Here is a 14,169-nt window from a genome sequence, read left to right as displayed (position 1 = left end):
AAATTATCAAAGAGAAGGCCGGTTTTTCTTAAATAAAAACTAAAAACCCCCTGATGCCTGTAAACGAGAAAGGATCAGGGGGGATGGGCGTTTTTTAATCAAATAGAAAATCTGATAAATAGTTAATCGTCGCCTTGATTCCGGATGATTGTTTGGAAGCCGATTGTGTTGTCTCCAATTGGTTCCAATCATAGGGGTTTACAAAGTTAATTGGCAATTTGATGGTCGCTTTGCCGGAACCGTCAGCATTCATGATCAGCAAATAACCGTGATCGGTGATGCGAGGCTCATTGAGGGTAAAAACGATTTTCTTTCCATCATCGGACCAGAGAGGGCTGGCCGCTGCTTCCTGTATGTCTTTGGTTAAATTCCGGGGATTTTTTCCGTCAGCGTTCATGATATAGATATCGGAGTCAGCCTTGATGGATCTCCCGTATAAAATTTTTCTGCCATCGGGTGAAAAGTGAGCACTATACTCTGATGACTGCTTATTCCCAGTCAGTTGTTTGACACTGGAACCGTCGGCGTTCATGACAAAAATATGGCTATTGCCGTTCCGGTTTGAGTGAAAAACAATTTTGGAACCGTCGGGAGACCAATCAGGTTCGGAGTTGATGACTGTTTCATCCGTATTGGTAAGATTGGTTAAATTTTTTCCGTTCTTATCAATGCTATAGATATTTCCATCGCTGCGGCTGAAAACAATTTTCTTTCCGTCCGGAGACCAGCGGGGGGAGGAGTCATAAACGGGAAACCGGCTTTTGGTCAAACGAACCTGGTGTTTTCCATCGATGTCGGAGATATAAAGGCTGTCATTTTTAATGAAGGCCAGCTTTTTCCCATCAGGTGATGCATCCACAGAAACCCCGTCCGTAATCCGTGTTACAGCCGTTGTATCTTCATTCATTTTGTAGATGCCGGGCTTATGTAAAGAGCCGCCACTGAAAAGAATTTGTTTCGGAGCGCTTGCATTTGCCAGGTTAGGCAGCAAGAGGGTAGAAGTTAAAATAAAAGAGCAGGTCAAACCCATTGCTTTTTTCATCTGTGTACCTCCTTTCAAGAATATTATAAATGATTTTTGGTTCAATTTGAGCAGCTTATTAAAAAATTTACGAACAATTTTTGTTTGCAGGAAATTTGATGGAAATAAATAAAAATCATTTCTCCACCTTCTTGAGGCAGATTTACAGAAAAACTTCATGACTTGCCGATACACTGGGATGAAAGTTTTAATTATGCTGGGGAAGCAGAAATCTGCCTTCCCCCCTTAGATACACACTTTCACAGAAAAAAGCTCTTTGCCGGTGTATAAAAGTCCGGTAAAGAGCTTTGGCGGATGAACTACGGATGAGATACGATCCATCGGGAGTTTCCCTGTACCCGGAATGAGGGAATAGTGGCCGGCAGAATAAAGAAATCACCTTTGGTAAATGAAACAGAACGATCTTTCGTGACCATTTTCCCGCCTCCGTCGATTACACTGCACAAAAGAAAATCACCACTATTTCTTTTTAATTCATCTGTTTCACCGTTGATGCTCCATTCCTGTACGGTGAAGTATTTTTCGGAAACGAACTGTTTAATGGCAAGGCCTTTTGTCTTTGTGACGGCAGGGTGAATGGTTGATTCCAGATCAGGGACGTTGGTAACGGCGATTGACTTTTCAACATGTAACGGGCGTTTGTTCCCATTCGCGTCTGTGCGGTCATAATCATAGACACGATAGGTGATGTCCGAACTTTGTTGCGTTTCCAAAATCATGATCCCTTTACCAATGGCATGAATGGTTCCACTGGTGACATAGAAGAAATCACCGGGTTTGACAGAAACTTTTTTTAAAAGCAAATCCCATTGTTCATCCCGGATCATTTGCTTAAGTTCCTCTTTGCTGGAAGCGTGGTGTCCGAGAATAATTTCTGCTCCCTCGTCACAATCGATAATATACCAGCATTCCGTTTTTCCAAACGGATAACCTTCTAATTTCATTGCCATTTTATCATCAGGATGAACCTGGACGGATAAGTCTTTTTGCGCATCCAGAATTTTGATGAGCAGCGGGAATGCATCTCCCGGTTGATTGGCAAACAATTCCCGGTGGTTTTTCCATACTTCGTCCAGTGTTTTTCCCTGCAGAGGACCGTTTTTAACCCGGCTGAGTCCTTCGGGATGGGCCGAAATCCCCCAACATTCACCCGTATGTGGGGACGGGATGGAAAAACCGAAACGGGTTTGCAGTTGATTGCCCCCCCAGATTCGTTCTTTAAAGGCGGGTTGCAGAAAAATCGGCTCTTGGTACATCATGTGTCGCTCCTTATAAAGTGAAAGCTGTTTGTCTCATTCATATCTATTTTTGTGTATTTGAGGGATTTTCAGTGCAGTATCATGGCTGCCATCCTCTATGGTCATTTTCTCACGATAAGACAGCATTCTCAATATGTAAAAAAGGGACCGAAGCCCCTTGAATTACATCGTGTTCATCAATGAGATCACTTCATCTTTTGTTTTTGCATCCAGGAGTTGCGCCCGAAAAGAGTCATCAATTAACTTTCGTGAAAGAGCCTGTAAAATCTTTAAGTGTTCATTGCCGGCCTGTTCTTCCGGTACGGCAATCATAAAGATCAATTTAGCTTTTTCATCGTCCATACTGTTCCAATCGATTCCTTCCAACTTGCGGCCAAATGCGACCCGGGGATAAGAAACACCTGCCGATTTCCCGTGGGGAATGGCAATGCCGAAGCCGATTCCCGTGCTCCACACCCGGACGGCGTACCAATTGCAGCTTAAATGCATGTTTAAGCCAGCTGGCGATTTCATTTAAATCATTGCGAATGGTTTTTTCTGAAACATCATGGATTTTTGCTAAATCATTCACAGATGTGATTTGATTTGTTTTTAACAAAAATTGCAGGAGACGTACTTTCCGTTCATCTAACAAGTTTACATCACCACTTAGGTTTTCAAGCAGAAAGCGCTTTCTGGTTTAAAGTATAACAAGAATGGTGATCTTAGTTTTTTAGAGTTGTTTCCGCAATATGCGGTAATCAATTAAAACAATGAAAAGCCAACCGGGTTTTCCTTGCCCGTCGGCGGCCCTTTGAAATTTCGTTGATTTCCGCAGGGGCATGGGCTAGACTGTGTAGAGATGGAATGTTGTAAAGGAGGAAGTGTCTTTTAAGTTGACACGGATGATAATGATTAACATATATGTATCCGGGGTTGACCCCGTTTTTTATCGCGATATAGAACTTATTTCCGCTTTGTTTTTTGAGGATGTGAAAGTGACCGATGAGTCGGGAACAGGAGATTTCAGTCTCCACTTTACCATTGAGGGAGGAAACCCAATTGGTGTTTCTGTTACGCTGACAGATCCAAACAAGATGCAACAATGGCATGCTTCGCATCAACGGGCAGTGAAATCGGATGAACAGGGGAAAGAATACCGCAAACGGGTAAAACAAGCGGTCAGCCATGCTTTGCTTCAAGTTTTGCAAGAATCTACGGGTATCCGGCAACCCTGGGGGATTTTGACGGGGGTCCGCCCTACAAAGCTGTTGCACACTTTATTATTGGACGGAAAGCCGATGGAAGAAGCAGAACAGATTCTCATCCGCGACTATCAGCTCCACCCCGAGAAAATCGAGCTTCTCAAGGAAATCATACATCGCCAGACAACAGTGATTCCCGACCTGTATGAACTGAATAAAGAAGTAAGCTTATATATCGGTATCCCGTTCTGTCCCACCAAATGTGCATATTGTACATTCCCCGCCTATGCGATCCAGGGGCGGACGGGATCTGTAGAGGGGTTTTTGGCTGGTTTGCATGAAGAGATTGAAGCAGTGGGAGAATGGCTGAAAGAACGCAATCTGCCGGTCACGACAATTTACTTTGGAGGGGGAACACCCACCTCAATTACTGCAAATCAGATGGATTCTTTGTTCAAGAAAATGAAAAACTCAATTCCTTCCTACGGTCGAGTTCGTGAACTAACCGTAGAAGCCGGCCGCCCGGATACGCTGGACGAAGAAAAATTGGATTTGTTGAAGCGCTGGAAGGTGGACCGGATCAGTATTAACCCGCAAAGCTTCAAAGAAGAAACATTAAAATTGATCGGCCGCCATCACACGGTAAAAGAGACACTTGAAAAATACAAGCTCGCCCGCCGGATGGGTTTAAATAATATCAATATGGATCTTATTATCGGCTTGCCCAATGAGGGCCCTGATACCTTCCGCCAATCACTGGATGTAATGGAGGAGCTGAGACCTGAATCCCTGACAGTACACACCCTTTCCTTTAAGCGTGGCTCTGTGATGACACAGAACAAACAGAAATACACTGTTGCTGATCGTGATGAGACAGGAGAAATGGTTCGCCTTGCCCGGGAGTGGGCCAAAAAAATGGGATATGTCCCGTATTATTTGTATCGCCAGAAAAATATCCTGGGCAATCAGGAAAACGTAGGTTACGCTTTCCCGGGCGAAGAAAGCCTGTACAATATTATTATTATGGAAGAGCGGCAGACGATTATCGGCCTCGGGTGCGGTGCGGTCAGCAAGATTATCTCTCCGATGACGGGCCGCATTAAACGCTGGCCTAACCCGAAAGAACCGCAAGCTTATATCAACACGTACCGCCGTCATCTCACCGGAAAGCTGAAAGTGTTGGATGAAGCTTACGGGGCAGAAGTTTGTAAGATTTAGGAATGGAAAACTAAAAATAAAGATTGGGAGTCGCCGGCATCATATGGGTCGGCGACTGATTATTTTTAGGGATTATATTCTGGTACTGCTCTCTCACTGATCACAGAGAATCTTACCAAATTTTTGCTGCAGAATCTGTTTCATATTCCGGGAATTACCTGTACTATAACCCTGAAGCGAAATTTTTGATGAATCTAGCTAATTGGAAAGTAAACAGTGATGTATGTTACAATAAAAACCCGAGTGCTCATGCAAATTAAAATGAAACAGATTGAAGGGGGACAGATTGTTGTCTGGAAAAAACTTATTTAAAATGGTCTTCGTGTTGTTACTCAGTGTGTCATTGACGGCCTGTGGCGGGCTTGATTTTGGTTCAAGTATGAACGATACCCTCAAGCGTGCAAAGGAAGAAGGAGTTGTCAAAGTCGGGTTCGCTAACGAGAAGCCGTATGCTTATAAAGATGAATCAGGAAAGGTGACGGGAGAGGCCGTTGAGGTTGCCAGAACCGTTTTCGAAAATATGGGAATTAACAAAATTGAACCGGTCCTGGTCGAATTTGGCTCATTGATTCCGGGATTGAAATCGGGCCGTTTCGATGTTATTACCGCCGGAATGTATATTACACCGGAGCGTTGTAAAGAAGTAGCGTTTGCCAATCCGGAGTATACGATCGGCGAAGCAATCGCCGTCAAAAAAGGAAACCCGAAAAATCTTCACAGTTATGAAGATATCGCCGCCAATCCGAAGGTGAAAGTCGGGGTGATGAAGGGGGCGGTTGAGGTTGGCTATTTGAAGAAGCTGGGTGTGAAGGATAATCAGATTGTGATTGTTCCGGACCAGCCTTCCGCAATCTCGGCGCTTGCGTCCGGCCGGGTAGATACGATTACCATGACAGGCCCTTCTCTGCGGGCGATGATCGAGTCTACCGGTTCAAAAAATATCGAAGAAGTGAAGGATTTTAAAGAGCCGGTCATAGACGGAAAAAGTGTACGCGGATATGGGGCGGCAGCCTTCCGCAAAGATAATGAGAAGTTTCGTGATGCATTCAATCAAGAACTTGCGAAAATGAAAAAGTCGGGCGCTCTATTAGAGGCTATTCAACCATTCGGATTTAACGAAGAAAACTTACCAGGAGACAAAACTGCCGAAGAATTATGTAAACAACAATAGTTTGTGATGCAAACCATTCATATACCCGATCAGAGGGATTGGTGGTTCCAGTCCCTCTGATTTGTTTCAAGGTGAATGGTGGTTCACATGTCTGGCTGTCAACAAGTGTCTGGTGGAAACAGGGAAGGATGTGGTTTCAATCGGTGTCTATGAAAAGATATTGCCAAGATTGCTGGAAGGGCTTGGAGTTACAGTCCAGTTAACGATCTATTCGGCTGTACTGGCTTTTGTTATCGCTCTGGCAGTAGGATTTGCGCGTTTGTCAAAATTTAAAGTGGTTCGATTTCTATCCGGTATTTATGTCGAATTTTTCCGCGGGACGTCATTATTGGTTCAGTTGTTTTGGCTCTATTTTGTCCTGCCACAGTTGGGTATCTCTTTACCGGCCGATTTAACGGGTCTTCTCGCTCTTGGGCTTAACTACGGGGCGTATAGTTCGGAAATTGTCCGCAGCTCGATTTTGTCGATCCCCAGGGGACAGACCGAAGCGGCGATTGCTCTAAACATGACCCCGGGACAGCGGATGCGCAGCGTCATCCTGCCGCAAGCTTTTCGGATCATGCTGCCGTCTTTTGGCAACCAGCTGATCGAGCTGTTAAAAGGAACTTCCTTAGTTTCACTGATTACCATTTCTGATATGACATTTGCCGCAACAACCTTACGGACAGATATGAATCAGTACACCCCGGAAATATTCGGTCTGTTACTTATCTTGTATTTTGTCATTGCCTATCCGTTGACGTTAGGCGTGCGATGGTTTGAGCGCAGACTTTCAACGGGGAGGTCATAATATGAGTTGGTCATGGGATTTTACCTTAAAAATTTTACCGCAACTCCTTGATGCGGCGAAAGTGACGATTAGTGCGACACTGGTTGCCTTTGTGATTTCATTGGCTGGCGGACTGTTGCTCACTTTTGGCCGGCGGTCAAAGGTGAAACTGTTATCAATGATATGCTACTGGTTTATTGAGTTTGTACGCAGCACACCCTTGCTGGTTCAGTTGTTTTTCATTTTTTATGTGGCACCTGACATTGGATTAAAGCTTTCACCATTCACTGCCGGTGTACTGGGTCTGGGGCTTCATTACAGTACCTATATGTCGGAGGTATACCGTGCAGGTATTGAGGCTGTACCCCGTGGGCAATGGGAAGCAGCGACTGCCCTTAACTTTTCAAAAGTGCAGATGTGGAAGAGTGTGATTCTTCCGCAAGCGATCCGGCCGATTGTTCCCGTGCTGGGGAACTACGGAATTTCAATGTTTAAAGAAACCCCGGTATTGTCGGTCATTACGGTGATCGAATTGCTGGGCAGAGCACAAATCATTGGTTCGACATGGTTCCGCTATTTAGAACCGATTACGCTTGTCGGGGTATTCTTCTTTATTATGAGTTATGTTTCCTCTCTCCTGGTACGCCGCCTGGAAATGAGTTTGAAACTCCAACAAAAATAATATTGCCTGGAAATAGGAAGAAAAGTGTTTGTCTAATTTATCCATAAAAGAGGAGTGAGATGATCGGCATGGTGAATATAAAACCAAAATCGGATCGATCACAAGCCGAACCGGATCAAATAGAACCCATTGTCCGCTACCGGAAAATAAGCAAATGGTTTGGTGATACCCAGGTATTGCGCGAAGTTGATTTTGACTTGGCACCAGGGGAGAAAGTTGCGGTAATTGGTCCGAGCGGTTCAGGCAAAACAACGTTTGCCCGGGTGTTGATGACGTTGGAAAAGCCGTCCTCGGGTACGATTGAAGTCGACGGTGAGCTGCTCTGGCACAAAAAAGTTGGGAATAAGCTGGTGCCGGCCAAGGAAAAACATTTGCACAAAGTGCGCGGAAAAATCGGCATGGTTTTTCAACAGTTTAATCTATTCCCGCATATGACCATATTGCGCAATGTGACAGAAGCACCGATCAAGGTGTTGGGCCTGTCCAAAGAGGAAGCGGTGGAGCGGGCCAAAACCATGCTTGATAAAGTAGGATTACTGGATAAGATCGACGCTTACCCTTCACAATTATCCGGGGGTCAGCAACAGCGGGTGGCGATGGCACGCGCCCTGGTCATGCAACCCAAGGTTATGCTGTTTGATGAGGTAACATCTGCGCTGGACCCGGAGTTGGTTGGCGAGGTACTTGCGGTTATTAAAGAGATTGCCGCTGAAGGACAGATGGCAATGATGTTGATTACACACGAAATGGATTTTGCCCGTGATGTGGCGGATCGCATCGTATTTTTTGAGGAAGGGCGCATTGCTGAAGAAGGTCCTCCGGACAAGATTTTTAACAGTGACCATCCGAAAGACTCGCGCATAGGCCAGTTTTTAAGCCGTTTTTATTAATGGAGGGAACCGGCAGACCATTTTCCGTGTCACTCGGTGTTGTTGCCGGCCAAAGAGGAGTTGATGAGCATCCCTTTAAGCAGACACACAAAAAAGATTTTGTGTACAATCTGCTTAAAGGGGTGTTTTTTATATATACATAGAGGTTTTCCACAAGCTGTATCGGAATGAAAAAGAGGTGATTTCATGAGCCAGTCAAGGCCGAGGATCGTCATTGCTGGCACAGAAAGCGGTGTGGGGAAAACAACTTTAACTCTTGCCCTAATGGCTGCTTTTAAAAGGCGAGGCCTGGTGGTTCAAGGGTTTAAAGCGGGTCCGGATTATATTGATCCCAGCTATCATACCGCTGTGACAGGGCGCCCTTCACGGAATTTGGATACCTGGATACTCACGCCTGAATGTATGAGGGAAATTTTTTTACGGGGAAGTCAGGGAGCAGAGCTGTCTGTCATTGAGGGCGTAATGGGATTATATGATGGAGAAGGCCCCCTCAGTGATAAGGGCAGTACGGCTGAGATTGCGATCATGCTGCAAAGCCCGTGCATTTTAGTTGTCAACATCAATCGGTTAGCTCGCAGTGCCGCAGCAGTGGTTAAAGGCTATCAACTTTTAAATCCGGCTGTGCCGATTGCGGGAGTGATTGTCAACCAGGCAGGTGGTGAAGCGCATTTCCGCATGGTGCAGGCGGCCATTGAACAGGAATGCGGCTTGCCTGTTTTAGGCTGGTTGCCGCAGAGTACCGCCATCAATATCCCGGAACGACATCTCGGTTTGGTTCCCGCTGTTGAACGGGGTGAAATGACCCCTCTCTTTGAGCGGTTGGCAAAGGAAGCGGAACGGGGAGTCAATTTGGATCAAATCCTGGCGATTGCAACAAATGCTCCACGGCTGGAAGAGTTGGCAGATCGTCTATTTCAGCCTCTGGCGACGGATAATCAGCATCGCCCGGTTATCGCGGTGGCAAAGGATGAGGCGTTTAACTTTTACTACCCGGAAAATTTGGAGCTTCTTGAGATGTTTGGAGCCGATTTGCTGTTTTTTAGCCCGCTCAGGGGAGAACCTGTTCCGGATGAGGCTGACGGTCTGTATATTGGGGGTGGTTTTCCCGAAGAGTTTGTGGTTGAACTGGCTGGCAACGACCTGGTGAAAACATCTTTTTACAGGCGGATCACAGGAGGTTTGCCTGCATTTGCTGAGTGTGGGGGATACATGTACCTCAGCCGGTCGATCAAGGACACCGCCGGAAGGGTACACGACATGGTTGGTGTGATTCCCGCAACCGTTGAAATGAAAGACCATCTGGTTGCTCTTGGGTACCGGGAAGTGAAAGCGGAGACAGACCAGCTGTTGCTCCGGGACGGAGAGAAGGCGCGCGGGCATGAATTTCATTATTCAACATTGACTCCGCAAACGGCGGATTATTCCCCTGCTTATAAAACGACAAGTCGATGGGGGAAACAACAGGAAGGTTATGCGAAGGAAAATCTGTTAGCAGGGTATACTCATCTGCATTTTGCCTCCAATCCGGCGATGGTTCACCGTTGGTTAACGGCCTGCAGAGAATATAGACACAAGAAGAGAACAGCTCTCGGCTGATACGGTAATGGGCAAGAGAATGCCAAGCAATTTAAATCGCCGCATAAGAGAAAAGGGTGCTTGGAAATGAAGGCTATTATGTTGCAAGGAACGGCGTCCGATGTGGGAAAAAGCGTATTATGTACGGCTCTGTGCCGTTATTTTTTGGAAGAAGGGTATCGGGTTGCTCCCTTTAAATCACAAAATATGTCTCTCAATTCCTATGTGACGCCAGATGGCGGGGAGATCGGAAGGGCTCAGGGAGTTCAGGCTGAAGCGGCAGGAATTGAAGCGACTACAGATATGAATCCGATTCTACTTAAACCAAAAGGTGACATGATTGCAGAAGTGATTGTTCACGGCAGGCATTTTGCAGATATGGAAGCCGGCTCTTACAGGCGGAATGTACTGGAAAAAATATTAGAACCGGTTCAGCAGTCACTGGACCGGCTGGCTCAAACATACCAGGTTCTCGTGATTGAGGGGGCAGGGAGTCCGGCGGAGATCAATTTGAAAGATCGTGACATCGCCAATATGAGAATCGCTCATATGGCCGAAGCCCCTGTGTTGTTAGTGGCGGATATTGATCGTGGCGGTGTTTTTGCCTCGATTGTCGGCACGCTGGAGCTTCTTGAACCAGAAGAGAGGGCCAGAGTGAAAGGACTAATTATCAATAAATTTCGCGGCAGTAAAGAGCTCCTTCAACCGGGAATCGAGTGGCTGGAAGAACGGACAGGACTTCCCGTGTTAGGAGTACTTCCTTATATAGAGATCAGCGTTGATCCGGAGGATTCGATGTCACTGGAAAATCTCCAACTAAAAAAAGTTAACAAGACAAACGTTCAATTAGATATTGCCATCATACGCTTTCCCCGGATCTCTAACTTTACAGATTTTTTGCCTCTGTTCAATCGGGATGATTTGCTTGTCCGCTATGTCAAATCGGTCAGTGAACTGGGACAGCCTGATGTTATTATCCTCCCGGGAACCAAAAATACGATGGACGATCTCAGTTGGCTCAAGGAAAAGGGAATGGCAGAAGAAATTTTGCACCTCAAACAAAATGGCACTTTCGTTGTGGGCATCTGTGGCGGCTATCAGATGCTGGGCAGAAAACTATTTGATCCTGACCATGTTGAGTCGGCGCAACAAGAGCAGGACGGATTGGGGCTTTTAAAGATGCAAACCCGTTTTATGCCCGGAAAGAAAACGGTCCGAATCGAAGCCAATCCCCTTGTTGACTGGGCTGGAGCAGACAGACTCGAGGGATATGAAATTCACCTGGGTCGGACACAGCGGGACCCAACCTTACTTCCACTGCTTCGTCTGGCTGACGGGCGTTTCGACGGTGCCGTTTCCGAGCATGGGGATGTCTGGGGAACTTATCTTCACGGAATCTTTGATAATCCATCTTTCACAAACCATTGGCTTAATCACCTTCGCCGAAAAAAAGGATTGCCGGAGCGAATGGAACATTTGAGGAGCCGGAAGGAATTAAGAGAAGAAGTATACATTTTTTTAGCGGGATGGATCCGGCAACACCTGGATATGAAACGAATCAATGATCTGCTGGGATTGCCGGGGTTAGCGGCAGATCAATAATTGTGGAAATTGGATAGCAGGTGAAACCTCATCAATCTTTATGTCATTCATAATCAGCCTCCTCTCCAAACCCGGGAACAGATGAAAGCTGCTAACACTCAAGTATCTAACTTTTATTTTTAGTATATTTGTCTGTTTCAAAGTAGCATTTTATTTAATAGATTATAGTAACTTGGTTTGAGAGGGGGCAATCTATAGTGGAAGCATTACAAAGGCCAAGAGTTATATTGCTGAGACCGGGGCAGGAAGAAAGGGTGGAGTGTGGAAGAAGAGGACCTGCCCGAAGATTTACGATTAGAAGAAATGAAATTCTTGTCGTTCGCTGCATAAGTGGCCGGATATTTATATTTGTTTGCGGACGGTTCCCATCAAGGATCAGACGGGAATTTGCCCGCGGAACCGTTCGGGTAAGATGCAGACGTTGAATAAAAATATAGATCTTCGAGATTACTAACCTGTCATTGACAGTAATCAAAATAGTTTGATTCTGGTATTAGTCAGCTGTTTCTCTGCATCAGAGAAGCAGCTTTTTAATTTTTTTAAAGGCGAATGGATGAAACGGGAATTTTTTTGTCCAAGGTTAATAACAGTACATAGGGGGGAATGAAAGGAGGGATTGTATGAATTTCGCAAGGAAGCGGATGTAAAGGGATTTTACCAGACGCTTGCTTACTACATATGTAATCATTCCTCTGCCTGATTGCAATTAATAGGGTTACTCACCCAATAGATCATTTATTAATAGTATCCATTTTGAAAGTTAAAACCGTCCACTCTGCCAAGACCTTTGAAAGATCATTATTTATTGGGCAAGTAACCCGCTTGACCTGCTAGATGTTGGCTTTAATGGGATTGTGTTTTTAATGGGGGATCAAACTAACAATCACAGTCATGACGACGATCACGTCTGATTCGTCTACAACGTCTCAGGCGTCTGCGGCGTCTGTCGCGTTTCGGGAATTTTTTAAACCTTCTCATTGTATTCACCTCCTTTCAAGATCTTTAAATCTAAGTATGCATAGGCTTGTTTAAGTATGTTGGTTATTAAAGAGGTAAGCATTAAATAGTTGCCCCTACTGCATTCTTAAAATCTATCAATCTATCACCTTGATATAATATATTACGTTCAAGCCAAAAAGGTGTAGGCGATACCAACAAATAAGACATTTTTCAACAAAAAAGGGCATATAGAAACCAGCATCAGCCGGGCTCTATATGCCGCTAAAAATTATCGCATCTTTACAACTTTTCTCAAAAGCACTTCGGGAATAATCATCTACCTGTTTGTCGCGTTTTCAAAAAGGGATGGTAAATTAATCGTTAATCACTTTTTGGCTCCCACGTCCACTTTCTGAAACTCTCTCGAAGATTTTGATATCCGTATCTTTTGGATTGTCGATTAAGTTAATTGCCGCGTTATTCGATTGATCTTGGGTAGCTTGTGCCCGAGGAGTGGAAATGGCTTCTAAATCAATTTTCCCTCTTCTTCTTCTTTTCCGATCCCTACCACGGCGGTTGTCTTTGTTCAACATTTGTACACCTCACTTTTACTTTCTAATGGAAAATAAGAACAAATTTAAACCACTTTCTGTCTTCCTGGTCCTCTTTCTGTAACAATCCTTTCAATGCAGATGTCTGATTCATCTGGATTATCAATTAAGTTCGCACCTGCGTTATTGGATTTATCTTGTGTAGCTTGTGCAAGAGGATCAGCAATTGCTTCTACTTCGACCGGACAGCAATCTGGATCAAAAAAATGTTTGCGTTTGCGATCTTTAAATCGTTTTCCGCGTTTTTTACTCATTTCTATCCTCCCTTATAATTTTGTTGCAGGAAGTGTGGATAATTTAAACCACTTTCTGACTTCCTCGTCCACGTTCTGTAATAACAGTTTCTATACAGATGTCTGAATCGTCCGGGTTATCAATTAAGTTAGCGCCTGCGTTATTGGATTTATCTTGTGTAGCTTGTGCAAGAGGATTAGCAATCGCTTCTACGTCTAACGGGCAGCAATCCTTTTTAGGAAAACGGAATCTGTCGCGTTTAAAACGTTTGCGCTTCTTTTTTTTAAACATATATTTCACCTCCTTACTATTTGCTAACAGTATATGATTAAGATTTTCTAAAAGATTGGACAATTTATCCGGGTCAAGCGAGGATTATTAAGAGGTTTGGGATCAAGTAATCTTTTTTGTAAAAATAAAAAACTCTCCAGATATGGAGAGTAGAAGCAATACTTATAATACATTTTGATTACCGGGCCCTTTTTCTCTGATAGTTGTTTCGATTTTGATATCAGAATCAGAAGCCTCATCGATCATGTTTGTACCGGCATTTTGAGCATGATCTTGTGCAGCTTGAGCAGTTGGATTAGCATTCACGGTAATATTCGGGATGATCGGTCTATTGATCAATTGTCTTAGTAGTTTAATAATGAGTTGTAATTGTTTGTTTTTTCTTTTCCCCCGTTTGTGTTTACAGTTACTTCTTTGCACTTGCACCCCCCCCTTTTCATTCTTGTAATAATATATGTCTGTATTACTGAAACGAGTGGATAAAAGTGATAGGTTAAACAAACATAATTTCTGATAGATGGAAGGGTATATGTTTTAAAGGAAGAGAGGGGGCAATGAATCTTTCAATCAAAAATTGTTTCCTAACTTTCAGGACTTATCCCTCTCGTATAGTAAGTTTAAATCCTCAAAAACAATCCATTTCCAGTTAAAACTCGTTCTTTGAAAAGTGAATATCCATCATTCATAGGGGGTGGACTTTTC

At 44.4% G+C, this 14,169-nt stretch carries 14 protein-coding genes and 1 pseudogene; 7 read left to right on the top strand and 8 right to left on the bottom strand.

Annotated features, from left to right (window positions below):
* Positions 1-94: 94 nt before the first annotated feature.
* The 4 genes and pseudogenes from I8U27_RS09905 to I8U27_RS21345 form a co-directional block, all read right to left on the bottom strand.
* Positions 95-1,042, bottom strand: a complete 948-nt coding sequence (locus I8U27_RS09905) for a TolB family protein (RefSeq protein WP_181751900.1) — start codon at positions 1,040-1,042, stop codon at positions 95-97.
* 299 nt (positions 1,043-1,341) lie between these two features.
* Positions 1,342-2,298: a mannose-6-phosphate isomerase, class I gene (manA, locus tag I8U27_RS09900; protein ID WP_181751899.1), complete on the bottom strand. Its 957-nt coding sequence runs from the start codon at positions 2,296-2,298 to the stop codon at positions 1,342-1,344.
* A 165-nt stretch (positions 2,299-2,463) separates the two neighbouring features.
* Entirely contained in the window at positions 2,464-2,790 is a 327-nt protein-coding gene (locus I8U27_RS09895; protein ID WP_232345353.1) for a PTS sugar transporter subunit IIA, read from the bottom strand.
* A gap of 13 nt (positions 2,791-2,803) precedes the next feature.
* Positions 2,804-2,899 (bottom strand): annotated as a pseudogene (locus I8U27_RS21345) (DeoR family transcriptional regulator); the annotation flags it as partial.
* A gap of 286 nt (positions 2,900-3,185) precedes the next feature.
* Between I8U27_RS21345 and I8U27_RS09885 the strand changes: the two are divergent.
* The 7 genes from I8U27_RS09885 to I8U27_RS09855 all read left to right on the top strand — a co-directional run bounded on the left by I8U27_RS09885 (position 3,186) and on the right by I8U27_RS09855 (position 11,392).
* Complete coding sequence (locus I8U27_RS09885) at positions 3,186-4,703, top strand: coproporphyrinogen III oxidase (RefSeq protein ID WP_232345361.1); 1,518 nt, start codon at positions 3,186-3,188, stop codon at positions 4,701-4,703.
* Between the two features lie 289 nt (positions 4,704-4,992).
* A complete protein-coding gene (ehuB, locus tag I8U27_RS09880; RefSeq protein ID WP_232345352.1) occupies positions 4,993-5,874 on the top strand; it encodes an ectoine/hydroxyectoine ABC transporter substrate-binding protein EhuB in 882 nt (293 codons plus the stop codon).
* 130 nt (positions 5,875-6,004) lie between these two features.
* Complete coding sequence (ehuC, locus tag I8U27_RS09875; protein ID WP_181751897.1) at positions 6,005-6,664, top strand: ectoine/hydroxyectoine ABC transporter permease subunit EhuC; 660 nt, start codon at positions 6,005-6,007, stop codon at positions 6,662-6,664.
* Position 6,665: 1 nt separating this feature from the next.
* Positions 6,666-7,325: an ectoine/hydroxyectoine ABC transporter permease subunit EhuD gene (ehuD, locus tag I8U27_RS09870; RefSeq protein ID WP_181751896.1), complete on the top strand. Its 660-nt coding sequence runs from the start codon at positions 6,666-6,668 to the stop codon at positions 7,323-7,325.
* Positions 7,326-7,393: 68 nt separating this feature from the next.
* Complete coding sequence (gene ehuA / locus I8U27_RS09865) at positions 7,394-8,215, top strand: ectoine/hydroxyectoine ABC transporter ATP-binding protein EhuA (protein ID WP_220185946.1); 822 nt, start codon at positions 7,394-7,396, stop codon at positions 8,213-8,215.
* Positions 8,216-8,401: 186 nt separating this feature from the next.
* Positions 8,402-9,811, top strand: a complete 1,410-nt coding sequence (locus tag I8U27_RS09860; protein ID WP_181751895.1) for a cobyrinate a,c-diamide synthase — start codon at positions 8,402-8,404, stop codon at positions 9,809-9,811.
* Positions 9,812-9,877: 66 nt separating this feature from the next.
* Positions 9,878-11,392, top strand: coding sequence for a cobyric acid synthase (locus tag I8U27_RS09855; RefSeq protein WP_181751894.1), 1,515 nt, complete (start codon positions 9,878-9,880; stop codon positions 11,390-11,392).
* A gap of 1,313 nt (positions 11,393-12,705) precedes the next feature.
* On the opposite strand, the gene I8U27_RS09850 is transcribed toward I8U27_RS09855, so the two are convergent.
* The 4 genes from I8U27_RS09850 to I8U27_RS09835 form a co-directional block, all read right to left on the bottom strand.
* Positions 12,706-12,921, bottom strand: coding sequence for a hypothetical protein (locus I8U27_RS09850; protein WP_181751893.1), 216 nt, complete (start codon positions 12,919-12,921; stop codon positions 12,706-12,708).
* Between the two features lie 47 nt (positions 12,922-12,968).
* The gene (locus I8U27_RS09845; RefSeq protein WP_181751892.1) at positions 12,969-13,196 is read right to left on the bottom strand and encodes a hypothetical protein; all 228 of its coding nucleotides are present in this window, start codon (positions 13,194-13,196) and stop codon (positions 12,969-12,971) included.
* Between the two features lie 43 nt (positions 13,197-13,239).
* On the bottom strand, positions 13,240-13,467 hold the full coding sequence (locus tag I8U27_RS09840; protein ID WP_181751891.1) for a hypothetical protein: 228 nt from the start codon (positions 13,465-13,467) through the stop codon (positions 13,240-13,242).
* 162 nt (positions 13,468-13,629) lie between these two features.
* Positions 13,630-13,887 (bottom strand): hypothetical protein, encoded by a 258-nt coding sequence (locus I8U27_RS09835; RefSeq protein WP_181751890.1) that lies wholly within the window; start codon positions 13,885-13,887, stop codon positions 13,630-13,632.
* Positions 13,888-14,169: the final 282 nt, after the last annotated feature.

The organism is Paenactinomyces guangxiensis (assembly GCF_016055185.1).
Taxonomy (GTDB): Bacteria; Bacillota; Bacilli; order Thermoactinomycetales; family Thermoactinomycetaceae; genus Paenactinomyces; species Paenactinomyces guangxiensis.
This window is presented reverse-complemented; position numbering and strand designations above follow the sequence as displayed.

Coding starts and splice junctions, on each gene's coding strand:
- ehuD (WP_181751896.1), top strand. CDS start 6,666: ATGAGTTGGTCATGGGATTTTACCTTAAAAATTTTACCGCAACTCCTT.
- I8U27_RS09895 (WP_232345353.1), bottom strand. CDS start 2,790: ATGCATTTAAGCTGCAATTGGTACGCCGTCCGGGTGTGGAGCACGGGA.
- I8U27_RS09840 (WP_181751891.1), bottom strand. CDS start 13,467: ATGTTTAAAAAAAAGAAGCGCAAACGTTTTAAACGCGACAGATTCCGT.
- ehuA (WP_220185946.1), top strand. CDS start 7,394: ATGGTGAATATAAAACCAAAATCGGATCGATCACAAGCCGAACCGGAT.
- I8U27_RS09885 (WP_232345361.1), top strand. CDS start 3,186: ATGATAATGATTAACATATATGTATCCGGGGTTGACCCCGTTTTTTAT.
- I8U27_RS09855 (WP_181751894.1), top strand. CDS start 9,878: ATGAAGGCTATTATGTTGCAAGGAACGGCGTCCGATGTGGGAAAAAGC.
- I8U27_RS09905 (WP_181751900.1), bottom strand. CDS start 1,042: ATGAAAAAAGCAATGGGTTTGACCTGCTCTTTTATTTTAACTTCTACC.
- I8U27_RS09845 (WP_181751892.1), bottom strand. CDS start 13,196: ATGAGTAAAAAACGCGGAAAACGATTTAAAGATCGCAAACGCAAACAT.
- manA (WP_181751899.1), bottom strand. CDS start 2,298: ATGTACCAAGAGCCGATTTTTCTGCAACCCGCCTTTAAAGAACGAATC.
- I8U27_RS09860 (WP_181751895.1), top strand. CDS start 8,402: ATGAGCCAGTCAAGGCCGAGGATCGTCATTGCTGGCACAGAAAGCGGT.